Below are 13,243 nucleotides of genomic sequence, written 5' to 3' on the forward strand. Positions count from 1 at the left end.
AAAGACGATAAGGTTGATAGGGCAGAGGTGGAAGTGCCGTAAGGCATGGAGCTGACTGTTACTAATCGGTCGAGGGTTTGACCTGAAGCATAAGTTGGAACGGAAGAAGGGCATCCGGAGACGGATTCCCGGGAAGAGTTTGTGTGTTCAGTTTTGAAGGTATGTGTTGATCTTATGAAAGTCTGCTTCGGCAGGCTTTTTTGTTATAGGCTTTAGCCCAGACCGAACCACACATTTCGCATGTGGCGGCGTTTTTATTTTTTATCAGGATGGAGTTGCTGCAGCAGACTGTCCCAGCATTCCAAGAGGCCCGACTTCATAGATAAAGGCACTACGAAAAATACACCGCCGTAAGATTGATAAAGACACCACGAAAAAAACACCGCCGTAAGCCGGATTCATCCGGTGTACAGCAGCGTTCAACTTATTCAATATTCATCTCACAAATTTTTTTTGAATTTTTCCTTTAAGTCGCTGATTGCCCGGAGTTCATCCTGATCAGTGACTTTTTCTATTTTTTCTTCCTCACGGACGAGCATCAGAACAAAGCTCACCGCGAGCAGTGCACAGGAGATCCATATGATCTGTCTGCCTGTCGGTGCAGTTCCGGCTCCGACACGGGAGGCAAGAAAACCTCCGACACCTGCTCCCAGAACAAAGACAAGGATAACCAGAAAATACTGCCTGCATCTTCTGAGATGCTTTCTATCCTTTGTACGAAGGTAGGCACTCAGTGCGTCCATCCCGCTTCGAAGATTTCCAATGCACATTGTGCTGGCGTATGCGTAACCGTTAACCTTCCGAAATGCCTGAACCTGCATTGCGCAGGCCATAGAAGTCAGGGCATTGGCAAAGACGTTGACGATATCATTGATCGGCAGAAAACCAACCACGAGGAGCATCAGGATCTGGATAAGGACGATAACCTGTCTCCAGTGAATCATCCCGTCTGACCGGATTCTTGCGCGGATCTGCTCGGCAACAAGAACGCCGAGTGCAAATGCAGTCAGCGGGATCAGATAGTGCAGAGCTCCGGTCACGTCTCCTGTGAAAAAATGCTGTGCCATGAGAACCAGATTTCCGGTCTGCGCATTCGCGAAAACCCTGCCTCGCACGAAATAGGAGTAAGCGTCCTGCAGCCCTCCTGAGGCAGTGAGCACAATCATCACCGCATTTGATTCAGACATCTGAATGTGTTTTCTTTTCTTGTGATACGTTACAGGCTGTTCCAAATAAAATCCTTCCTTTATTAACAGGTCGATATGATTATTAAGCGATCAAGAAAACGCCTGATCTGATGCAGCCGAATACGAAAAAGCCGCACATAGTTATGTATTATAGTTCATCAGAAGAAAAAAACAACCTTGCAGGACAAAAGAGTGCAAAACAGAAACAAGCAGAAAAAGACAGTAACGAGATAAAACACGCTGCGCGAGTTTTATCTCGCTATCGCGACGCTCGCCGCACACGAATACTTCGCATTCGGCTGCGGCTCACTGTTCGCGTAAATAAAAAGAGGATGTTGATTTTCTCGTCATCAACATCCTCTTTTAATGAACTGCCCTTATCGTCTCTACTTTCTTTATCATTATGCTTTAACCTCCTTTTCTTTTATTTATCGGATGGTTACTTAGGTCTTGATCAGATGTGCAATGGACTGCTCCTCCGTTTCTTTTGTTTCTTTTTGCTGTTAACTATATAATACAGACGTAATGCCTATTTGTCAAGTATTAATCTGAAAATAAAATGAAATATAGAATGTATATAGATTAATTGAATGCATACACGAGAATATACAAAAAAGAGCCGCTGCCTGTTGATCTCAGACAGAGGCTCCTTAAATGGGGGAGATGATCAAGATGAGGTAATCATCCTGAACCAAGGTGAAAAACTTTGCCTTGATTTGGTGTGATTATAACAACAGCCGGGCTTCATTGCAAGCAATTCTATCAAAATAATTCCGAAAACTTTTACGAAAACAGCCTGATATCTAAATATATATGTTTGAATGAGCTTGAAATCGCAATGAACCTGATCAGACATGCCGCCTGAAAGATTAATGAGAACAGGTGCTGATGTACTATTGAAATAATTTCAGAGGACATGACAGGAAGAGGATGTGGTTTATGCTGCGCGGTTTTTGGACAAGGCTGTTTTCAGTATTAATGATCAAAATATCTGTCGAAACTTCGGATTTTTATTTATCTTTCCGAATGAAGTGTGCTAAAATTATAAATATGTGAAATGTGCAAGGGCTACTTGGGCTATGTCTTTAAATGAGAGGAAGTTCATATGAACATTGACAAAACAAATGAAATCATCAATTTCTATATTGACAAGTTTGACAAAACAGCCGGGAAAGAACATGACGAACTCTTCAAGTGGCGCTCTGCGTGGAAGTGCAGAAAATACTGGAATCTGGAGAATGCGGATTTTGCCGGGATGTTCCAGTCCTGTTTCAAGGACAGTGGCAACCTCATCTCCAGCAGCTTCTGGTGGCCGAACAACGGCATCATGATGCTCTGTGATGAGCGCAGCAATCATCAGGAGGCAGTCCGTGAGGCCTTCCGGATCCTCACGGAGGAGACGGGAGAGGATGATAAAGCACGAGGAGAACACACCTTTACCTTTATCCACAAGATTAACAGTCTCCTGGAAAGCCGGTCAAACGGTAAAGGTTATCTTCAGAATTCACGTTCCGCGCTTTCTTACCTCGGACTGATCTTCCCGCAGAAGGACTTCATCTACAAACCGACGACAGCATCGAATTTTGCCGATTCTGTCGAATTTTCCGAGAACTTCAGCAGCGGGAAGGCCTTTCGTCTGGATGCCTACTATCGGATGTGCCGTGAGCTTGCCGAAGTGATCCGCACCCGTCCGGAGCTTCTCGAAATTGTTCAAAAAGAGCTGGTGAGTCAGGCAGAGGAGTACAATATGCCGGGGCTTGAGAAAATTGACCCTGAATGCCACATTCTTGCATTTGATATCATGTACACCGCCGACACCTATGATTACTATATGGATCACCCCTTCGTTCACCGCACCAAGGCATCCCGCACAAAGCAGGAGAAGGAAGAGAAGAAGCAGGAAATCGAAAATGAGATTTCCTACATTGAGGATCATATCCGGATGCTGCAGGAGCAAATCGGAAATGCAGGCAGCGCGGATATAATCGGAGCATCTGTCTCTCACAGAAAGTTCGGGGAAGGAAAGATTACCAGTCAAAACGACGACAAGGTGACCGTTGCGTTCCCGGCAGGAAGCAAGGTTATGAGTCTTGCTTTTCTGACTTCGAATCACATGCTGGACGATACCGGAGTCATGGAAAGCTACAACAACCGGCTGCATCTGAAGAACGAGCTGGACACCTATCGGGCTAATCTTGCCATCAAGAACTCCGAGCTTGCTTATTTTATTCAGAAGAATAAGACCCGGAAGCAGCTGCAGGAGGAGGAAGAGGAGAGGGAGCGGCTCTCTCTCGCAAAGAAAAAGGCGAAGGCACAACAGTGAAAAATGAAAAATGCGAAGGCATAGCAGTAAAAAAATACGAAAAAGAAAAAGCGAGGACAAAGCTGTAAGCCTGGAAAGCAGACTATCGAATAAGAAATCAGAAATTGATGTTCACACAAAGAATCAGAAAAAACGGGTGTTCAGTCATCCGTTTTTTTTGTATAATAGGAAAAGGACATCAGAAAGGTAACTGGAAACCGTGCAGAACAGGGAAGAACGAAGAACTGAAGATGTTGTATTCCCGGGATTCTCAGAGCATCAATCGCCCGGGGGATGCAGATATACTGCGAAAACGCTCCGGTTCACGGCACGGATCACTCTTTTCTTTTTTCTCTCCGCACTGATCGGAACCTCATTTCTATGTATGTTTCATAAATCCTATACGATCGGAACCTACAGCGGGCAGGTCAGATGGAAGGAAACAGAGACCGATGATCTCTGGAAATTCTATCAGAGCTCGCTTTCGCTGGTCAATCCGGACGACCCGGAATCCGATCCGAACGTCATGACGTACACGGGAAGTACCTTCGACGACAATTATTACAATCTGATCAACAGCACGAACAGCTGGTCTCAGTTCCGCTTCTTCAGCAGATCCCTGTATCAGAACGATTCCTATGTGATTCCCGGCCTCAGACAGACGAACGTCTCCGGAATGGCTACTCCCTACATGGTGCCGCAGGGAATCTGCATAGCGGGTAACTATATCCTGATTTCCGCATACAGTTCTTCAGATAAGGTATGGACAAGCTCCGTAATCTATGTGCTGGACCGGGACACCGGAAAATACCTCACGACCCTTGCGCTGAGCACCCGCTGTCATGTCGGCGCGCTCGCCTACAGTACAAGAACAAACCGTGTCTATATCGCGGACTCCAGTCTCAAGGATGAGCGGGTTCCCAGGACGAACAAATCGGATCAGCCGGAAAACCCGACCGGTGTCTACCGCATATGGCAGATCTCCATGCGTGATCTCCGGAAGTATGTCAACCAGAACAGAGATTCTGTCTATGTACCTCTGGTCAAGTATTTGTCCTGTGATACCATTCCGTCATTTATCTTCATATATAAAAACACACTCTTTGTCGGGAGCTTCAATGCCAACAGTTTCTATCCGAGAAGCTACGCGACGGTCTACAGCCTGAAGACCGGGAAGGTCGTGACATACAAGCTCTACCTCAGCTATTTTACCCAGGGAGCGCAGATTGTGAAGCATAAAGGACGTCTGTATGTGATCACGTCATCCTCCTACGGCCGCAACAACACATCCTATCTCAGAATTTACCGGATTCATTACAACAAGTATCTCGGCTGGTTCCGCAATCCGGTCCTTGTCCGAAGCCTGCGTATCCCGAATATGAGCGAGGATCTTGACTCCGCAGGAGATCATCTGTTGATCAATTTTGAATCCGGGGCGACGAAATATCAGGCTCAGAACGTCACACAGAATCAGATCGACCGTGTTCTGAATGCCTCGATCGGAAGTCTGATCGACGGTTATCAGATGCAGGTTCCCTATGCGAACGAGACGCAGATGATGGACAACGCACTTCCAGGAGACAAGAGCACGAAGAAGGACAGCCCAGCCGCCGCGAATGCAGCCGGCGATCATATTGTCGAGAGGGCATTACTCCCTTCAGAGAGGAAAAATTCCGCGTTAAGCAGAAATCCTTCTGGGATCGGGAAAGAACCGATGAAAGAAAATGAAATGGAAGATAACGAGAAAAGAGAAAAACGAAATGGAAGAAAACGAGAAAGAAGAAAAATGAGAAAAGAGAAAAACGAATAAGAAGAAAGTCGAAGCGATAAGAAGAAAGAGAATAATGAGTGCACTGAGACAAGATTATTAAAATGAACGAAAGCACTCAGTCATAATAAAGCTCAATGCAAGAAAGGGGCATAATTACATGATCAGGAATCGAACAAAGTATCTCTCAATCATTTTCAGTCTTGCAGTATCCGCCAGCATGCTGGCGGCATGCGGTAATCACGCTGCCGCAGGCGGGAAGATCTCATCGGGATCTTTAGAGCCGCAGGAGACCGCATCAACCGTTACGAAGTCTGAATCTGCAGCATCGTCCGCTGCGCAGTCTGGATCCGGTTCATTATCCGCCATAGAAGATGTCGTCACAGACAGCGGCGCTGTGAGCAGCATCTCGGTTGAAAGTTCCTCTGTGGAACAGGCCGCGGAAGAAAATGGATTTGACAACCAGACAGACCTGGCAGACGGTGATTATACGCCGGATCCATTCAGCTGGAGCGGCGGCTCAGGACGCGTAGAGATCAGCTGTACCGGCATCACAGTGAAAAATGGCCGAAGCTACGCGGACATCAAGTTCAGCAGCACCCATTACATCTATGTACGGGCAGAAGGACTGAAGATCAATGGCAGCAGCGGAAGCGGTGCATTCCGCATACCGGTTTCGCTGAATCAGAACAATACCGTGATTGGCTGCACGACCGCAATGTCCACACCGCATGAGATCACTTATACCATGTATTTCGGAGTGAAGGACGCCGGAAGCGCTGATTTCAGCAGTGAGAGCAGCGGACTATCTGCACAGTACAATTCCCTTGATGATACGGCACCGCAGATTCCGGGACTTGAATATCAGTCCGAGATTTCGCCGCAGCATGCCTCCCTGTTCCGTATTTTCCGGTATAATCAAGGCGTCGATCTTGTGGAAGTCATTCTGCGGGATTCGTCCTCCGGGTCGGACCTGTATGAGAATCCGGTTGTCAAGTATCTTATAGCTCCCGAGGATGCGGAACTTATTGCAGGAATCGAGAAGGAAGCGGTAGTCATCCGTAAACCTGCGACAAACGTTTTTCTCGCGTCAGAAGGCGCAGAAAAGCTGCTTCAGAAGGAAAACCTGACATCCGCATTTGACAAAACGGACGCAGGCTCGTATGATGACTGGGATCTCAAGGCGCTTCTGAAAGGCGGCACAGACCTGATCATCGAGGACGGAAAGATCCTCTCCGAAGACCAGAAGGAAGCGTTTGACAAGAATGTCAACAGCTCTCTGCAGATGAATGTTCCGATGTTCATCGACAGATCGGAAGACGAGGGCAGCGAAGAGGCGGCAGCCGAATGGGGACAGATCTATCAGCTGATTTTCTCATAAATGGAAGAATGGAAGTTTACCGATTCAGCTCATCACCGGATCAAATGCATATCAGAGCTCGTCATGTACGAAAACCAGCCCGTCGAATGTAAAAAATCAATTGATCGAACGTAAAAAGCAGCTTACGTATGGTAAAAATCGAATTGTCCGGTTGTGGAACCGGAACGAATAGTATTATAATAGGAGCTTAAAGGAGATTATACAAAAATGCACTATAAGAAAATTATACTGGCTCTGACAGCCGCGGGCATGATCGCATCTCAGACAGTGCCTGCCTATGCTGAAGAAAATTCAAACGTCACCTCTGTATCATCTGCTTCCGGAGTGGTTTCTGCATCCTCAGGTGCAGATTCTGCTTCCGCGTCCACTTCCGGATCGGTTTCCTCCTCACAGGACAGCAGCGCAGCCGTTTCCTCATCTTCCGCAGGAAACACCTCATCCGGCTCCGTTGAAACGCCGGAAAACGCTGCGTCCGGGGATAACGCGACTTCTTCTTCGTCTGCCGGATCCGGCACCGCCGCTTCGAATGATTCCGCCACAAATACTTCCGGGGAGAATGGTTCCAATACGAATACGAATCCGTCCGGTGGCACGGACAGCACAAAGGAGGCTGCATCTGGAAACGCGGACGCCGCAGGTAAAGATCAGAGTGACGCTTCCGACAAGAAGTCTACGGAAGTCAGTGATGCCACGAGATCTCAGGCTGAGCAGGAAGCAGAAAGGGCAGCACAGAATGAACAGTCCATACAGCCGGTCGTTCCCGCGGGAGTTGCGGGTACGGTAGATCAGACTGCTGCTGAGAAGGAGACTTTCGCGTATCTGACAGAGGTTCTCGGTCTCAACAATGCCGCAGCGTCCGGACTCCTCGCGAATTTTTATCAGGAGACCATGTTCCAGTATAAGGCAGTTGGCGGAAACGGCATTGCTTACGGACTCGCCCAGTGGACCGGCGGGAATTTTACAAGTCTTGCGAACTGGTGCGGCGCCAACGGAAGAGATTACACAACCATTGACGGCCAGATGTATTATCTCAAATATGACCTTGAAACCAATTATCCCGCTGTCTATGCGTACCTGAAGGGACTTCCGAACACAGCTGAGGGCGCGGGCGCTGCCGCTGCGTTTTTCTGCACATACTATGAGCGTCCGGCATACACGGAGACACGTGCCGCGGAGCGGACCGCATATGCGCTGCAGGTCTTCTGGCCGAGATATCAGAGCTACATTCTGGAGCAGAACAAGGATGTCAAGGCATACATGGACTGGCTCGCAGCCTATACTGCAGATCAATCTCACGGATACAGCACCGTAAGCCGACGCAACAATCCAGACGTGGATGCGTATTCCCTGATTTTCTATGCGCTGTATGACAACGGTTATCTCCTGGCGGAGAGTGACCGTAATCCTTTTGATCAGAACAGCATCGTCTCCGAGCTGACGGAACATGGCTTTGCGGAGGCATCTGACGCAGAGACGGATCCGGAAAAGCTGGAAGCCGGCGACATCATCCTGTATACAGACAATTCCGGGGCAGCGGTTTACCGGACCGCTGATCTCGTATGGCAGGCGAAGGAGACGGACGCGGACAAGGCTTCGGGCAATAAAGCAGGAGACCAGACAGATGAGGTGGGAAGCGGCGAGCTGGATACCTCAAAACAGCGTAAGGTATATCGGCTGAAGACAAAGGACGCCAGCCTTCCGGCGCTTGCGCAGAAGATGGTGGATCAGCTTTCCAATAAGCAGTACATGTACAGCGACAACATCCGTCAGATCAAGAAGACCGATGAAGACAGCTACACCTTCCTGTTCCAGACGCTTAAGAGCATCGGAGAGCTGAAGGATGTGGATACCGCCTTCACAAAGGACACCATGGATCATGTTCTGTGTACGCACAGCTATCAGAACATAGAGGCTCAGATCGCAGCCAAGAAAGCGTCACTGTCCGTCGGAGATATTGTCTGGAATCCGGAATCCGGAGCAGCTGTATATCTGGGAAGCGATCGCTATATCTTCATGGACAATGAAGTGGATCAGAAGATGGCTGACATCACCGGTATCAGCAACTGCAGATACCTTGAGACAAAGAAAATGACAGGTGCTGCATGGACCGCTGTTTATCACAAAATGTAACGAACCGGAGTGCATCGCGCCTCTGCGGGAAAAAGCGCAGGAAGATTATCCATAATATTGTGACCGCGGTTCTGTTCATCGGAATGATTGCAGGTGGTCCCCTTCCGGTAAGCGCAGCAGGAAATACACCCGTGAATGCATCTGGGACTGCATCAGGGACTTCATCCCAGCTTGCATCTGGGACAACATCAGGGACTGAATCTCAGAGTACATCCGGAGCTGCATCTCAGGCTTCATCGGGAAATAATTCTGGAACTACACTTGGGACTACACTGGTCGGGCAGTGCACTGCCTCCCGCACCAGTCCGGCTGCTGCGGACGCATCACAGGCGAATGCAGCCGGGTCGGAAAATGAGGCGGGAACAGCGCACGGCGGCAGCGTAAACGGTGAGAAGGAAGCCGACACAAATGCTTCCCGTCTTCCGCTCGATCTTTCCGGAGTGACCCGTTCGGTTTCTTCAGATTCTTCGTCTTCATCCGTTTCCTCGGATTCCTCGAACGCATCCGGTTCTGCTCATTCCCGGGATTCATCCGATTCCGTCTCATCCGGTTCTGCTCATTCCCGGGATTCGTCCGCTTCGGTTTCATCCAATTCTTCCGTGTCCGCGGACGCGGATACCACCGGCGAGGAGCTGTATTATTTTCAGGATGTTTACGGACATACGTATTCCATGTACCGCAATCTCACTTGTGTACAATCTCCATATCAGATGTCCGGATTTTCCTGTCAGGATCAGCGGATGACCTATTCGGATGATACGTATACGTCACGCCTCGGTATCGATATCTCACAGTATCAGGGCGACATCGACTGGGCGCAGGTAAAGGCAGCCGGATTTGATTTTGTCTTTATCCGGGTCGGAACCAGAGGATACGAAAGCGGATCGATTTACGAAGATGAACGCTGGGCAGAAAACCTGAAGGAGGCAAGAGCAGCCGGACTAGACGCCGGTGTGTATTTTTTCTCGGGAGCGGTCAGCGAACAGGAAGCCGAAGAAGAGGCGGACTATATCATAGAAAAATTGAACGGTGAGCCGCTGGATCTCGGCATTGTCCTTGATGTCGAAACGATCGGCAGCGGAACCTCCCGGCATGACGATCTGTCTGCCGAACAGTACACGGCAGATACATCTGCGTTCTGTGAGAGAGTAAAGGCAGCGGGTTACAATCCGATCGTGTATTCCAATATCTTCTGGGAGGCAACGCACTATGATATGACGAAGATCGGCAATTATGATGTCTGGTACGCCGACTACATGACAACGCCGCAGACACCGTATATGTACCGCTTCTGGCAGTATACCGACTCCGGTACGGTTCCCGGAATAAACGGGTCCGTGGATCTGGATGTCGAACTGATTCCGAAAAGTGATCTGGTAGAGCGTCACGGGGTCTTTCTTCTGGATGCTCTGCAGCAGGCCGTACTGGAGAATTCTTCCGGCGGAACGGAAATTGGGAAGAGTAATGAGAGTAGCTGCGCGGGCGACCGCGGAGTGGACCTGATCCAGAAACAGAGCCAATAATGATCCTATACCAGAAGCAGAGCCGGTAACGACCATATCCAGAAGCACAGCCGTAAATGATCATATACTACAAGAAGCAGAGCCGGCAACGATCATACACCATAAGCAGAACTGGCAACAATCAGATAAAAAAGAGTAAAAGAAATAGACCGCGGCACCGGAAATATTCATCCGGTGCCACGGTCTTTCTTGGTGCGCCCAGCGGCGCATATTTATAACCGGTGAAAGAATTCACGTTCTGGCGCAGCTAAAACGATCACAGTCCGATATCAGACAATCGGATAGTAGGCAACAATCGTGTAATCCGCCGGCACGTGCAGGCTCTCCGCGTCGTCGGGTGTTCCGATGATCCACTTATTCCTTCCGGTATTCCGATGTGCGTATATGGTATCAAAGTTGTACATGGTCGCGCCAATGTCAAGGGCGGTGTCTGCAGCGGTTGTGATTTCCTCCTGCTTTACGCAGAGAACAACATAGCTTCCATGCACGATATAGCGGTACGGCTGCCGGTTCAGAAAACTAGGAGCGAGACTTGCCGCATACAGAGCCTCATCCAGAAGCGGATCTACCGCATTCTCACTCCAGTCCATCGGCGTTCCCCATGTACCGGAGTATACCATATCATCCTGTGCGATCTTTGGCGCAACATGCTCTGCCCGCTTGTTGTACTTAAGATTCGAAGGCGTCTCAATATCCAGACGCGGTTTCGCGGAAACAGCCTTTCCATATCCGGCAGCAAGAATCACGGCCGGGTTCATCTCGGTGTCCGCCAGAAGCGCCCGCTTTGTGGCTTTGATATCATGTACGGTAAGCCAGCAATGATCAATCTCCATATCGGTGAGCTTCAGGCATAGCTGCTCGCCGATATATCCGGCATTCAGGAGATCATTGTCCTTCTCTTCGGAAAATACGACGAGGTAGACCGGAGCGCCGAATGCAAGCCCGCGGTATCCGGCTACACCCTCCAGGCGGTTCTTCATATCACTGTCATTGTAAATCTTCAGTTCTGTCCGGATATCCGGGACCAGTTTTCTGGTCTCTGTAAAGAAATTTCGGATCTCATTCAGGTCCTCATCCGGAATGGTTCTTTTCTTAAACTCACGCACGGACTGCCGGTCTTCAATTAATTGTTTGTCATTCATTAGTGCCTCCATATCCTTATCCTGGTGATACGCAGTCTAATATCGGAAGTGTGCTGCTGTTTACAGTGCACGCTGCCATTTGAAGAACGCCAATCTGTTTGCAGCATGCGCTATGGTTTGATGTGTGCGTGCCAATCTGCAGCATATGCTTCCGGTTACAGAATGGTATTTTCCGTATAGGCTTCGTATCGACGATTCAACGTGTGTTTTTATTATAAATTGGCAGATTCGTGAATGCAAGAGCAGAAAATAGTTTGTGAATCGTATGAATGAAGCATAATTAACGGTAATTATCAGATATGATAAATTGAAGTTATACTACAAAAACAAAATCATACGAAAGCAATACAATACTAAAACCATGCAATTCTAAAACCATACAATGCCAAGAACATACAATACTAAGGTTATATAATACTAAAACGATATAATACTATGCTTATATAATACTGAAAAGATACAATGCTAAAGCATATATACAAAGACAGAATAATTCGGAAACCAAACATCATGGCTGATTCCGAAACGACGCGTCTTTTACGGCAAAGGAATCCTTCCCGGTCTGCTTGACCGTGTAGAGCATGTGGTCCGCCGTCCGGAACAGCGCAGAGTAGTCGATATAGGTTCCATCATTGATGGCACAGCCGATGCTGGCAGTTACATGATCTCCGTCCTGTGCGTCAATCACAATTGTGTGCAGATTATTTTCCACATCCGCGAGCTTGCTCTCCACAAACTTCCGGTCAACCATCCGGATCGCATACACCAGAAATTCATCGCCGCCCATACGGGTTACAATGTCTTCCTTCCGGAAGGAATCCGAAAGGCAGGAGGCAACGGCCTTCAGGATTTCATCGCCCCTCTGATGCCCGTAGGTATCGTTGATGTGCTTGAAATTGTCGATATCAAAGATGATAAACGCTCCCGGCACACCGTTTTTGATACAGCTAGTGATCAGAGCGTCGCCGCCGCGGCGGTTCAGGATTCCGGTCAGGCCGTCATGCGAGGCGTACGTCTCTGTAATTCCGTTTGTCTGAAGAGAAACGGTTCTAGCGTTAATCATGATGCCGCTCCAGGTCAGTGAAATGACATCGTCCATCAGGACATAGATCAGAATCGGGCCATAAGTTCCGGCGGATAGTATAAAACGCGCAGGAATCAGGTATACTGTGGATACGAAGAGAATCATCAGATATACCCGCCAGATCTGATCAAAGATCAGCATCGGGAGGATGATCAGCAGAACCAGGAAGATGATCGGAATATCACCCGGATTTAATGCGGTATGAAGGAATGCAGTAAATAACAGAATCAGTATTTCATAGATATAAAGTATGATCGTCGGCAGATGCGTCTGACGAGTGGCACTGTTTTCAGCAGCTGATTCATCCTCACTTGCTGGTTTCTGGGGAAACGCATTCCCGGATTCACGGACAAACGCGTAATAGATCAGTGCCATAAATCCAATGCCCATCAACATATAGATGCAGTACCCAAATTCGGCAAAGCGAAAAAACAGTACCTGGCAGATCAGATCCATCAGAAACAGAAGCAGCAGAAATACAAGCAGGAATCTCGTCGATACACAGTTTTTATAATTGAGGATTGCCGTGTTATTCTCCAGTACAGGAGAAAACATGGTCTTCCGGACTTTGCAGGTCCACTTTTTGCAGTTCAGAGAAATACGCTCTCGCACATGGATAAATTTCTTCAATGGAATTCTCCGTTCGTCATATTGTTTGCAACATGTCTTTTCAAGAGTAGTGAAACGTATTTGTTTTCTAATGCTTTAATTATATCAACATCTTCA

General features: G+C 48.3%; 8 protein-coding genes and 1 rRNA gene. 6 read left to right on the forward strand and 3 right to left on the reverse strand.

Translation table 11 applies throughout. The features are described from left to right. Positions 1-85: ribosomal RNA gene (locus tag ACTNDI_RS08355) — 23S ribosomal RNA — on the forward strand; the annotation flags it as partial. Between the two features lie 355 nt (positions 86-440). Here the strand turns inward: ACTNDI_RS08355 and ACTNDI_RS08360 are convergent. Further along, on the reverse strand, positions 441-1,232 hold the full coding sequence (locus ACTNDI_RS08360) for a YoaK family protein (RefSeq protein WP_441100528.1): 792 nt from the start codon (positions 1,230-1,232) through the stop codon (positions 441-443). Positions 1,233-2,292: 1,060 nt separating this feature from the next. Here ACTNDI_RS08360 and ACTNDI_RS08365 point away from each other — a divergent pair. The 5 genes from ACTNDI_RS08365 to ACTNDI_RS08385 all read left to right on the forward strand — a co-directional run bounded on the left by ACTNDI_RS08365 (position 2,293) and on the right by ACTNDI_RS08385 (position 10,291). Further along, complete coding sequence (locus ACTNDI_RS08365) at positions 2,293-3,510, forward strand: hypothetical protein (RefSeq protein WP_441100529.1); 1,218 nt, start codon at positions 2,293-2,295, stop codon at positions 3,508-3,510. Positions 3,511-3,874: 364 nt separating this feature from the next. Then, complete coding sequence (locus ACTNDI_RS08370; protein WP_441100530.1) at positions 3,875-5,299, forward strand: hypothetical protein; 1,425 nt, start codon at positions 3,875-3,877, stop codon at positions 5,297-5,299. A 118-nt stretch (positions 5,300-5,417) separates the two neighbouring features. Further along, complete coding sequence (locus tag ACTNDI_RS08375; protein ID WP_441100531.1) at positions 5,418-6,638, forward strand: hypothetical protein; 1,221 nt, start codon at positions 5,418-5,420, stop codon at positions 6,636-6,638. A 207-nt stretch (positions 6,639-6,845) separates the two neighbouring features. Further along, positions 6,846-8,768: a phage tail tip lysozyme gene (locus ACTNDI_RS08380; protein ID WP_441100532.1), complete on the forward strand. Its 1,923-nt coding sequence runs from the start codon at positions 6,846-6,848 to the stop codon at positions 8,766-8,768. Positions 8,769-8,899: 131 nt separating this feature from the next. Continuing rightward, entirely contained in the window at positions 8,900-10,291 is a 1,392-nt protein-coding gene (locus tag ACTNDI_RS08385; protein ID WP_441100533.1) for a glycoside hydrolase family 25 protein, read from the forward strand. Between the two features lie 269 nt (positions 10,292-10,560). Here the strand turns inward: ACTNDI_RS08385 and ACTNDI_RS08390 are convergent, their stop codons facing one another. Together ACTNDI_RS08390 and ACTNDI_RS08395 are read right to left on the reverse strand one after the other, a co-directional pair. Continuing rightward, positions 10,561-11,433 carry a nitroreductase family protein gene (locus ACTNDI_RS08390; protein WP_441100534.1) on the reverse strand — a complete coding sequence of 291 codons (873 nt, stop codon included), beginning with the start codon at positions 11,431-11,433 and terminating at the stop codon, positions 10,561-10,563. Between the two features lie 508 nt (positions 11,434-11,941). After that, positions 11,942-13,147 carry a GGDEF domain-containing protein gene (locus ACTNDI_RS08395; RefSeq protein ID WP_441100535.1) on the reverse strand — a complete coding sequence of 402 codons (1,206 nt, stop codon included), beginning with the start codon at positions 13,145-13,147 and terminating at the stop codon, positions 11,942-11,944. Between the last annotated feature and the right edge of the window lie 96 nt (positions 13,148-13,243).

This window comes from Bilifractor sp. HCP3S3_D3 (genome assembly GCF_052063915.1).
In the GTDB taxonomy this organism is placed as follows: domain Bacteria; phylum Bacillota; class Clostridia; order Lachnospirales; family Lachnospiraceae; genus Bilifractor.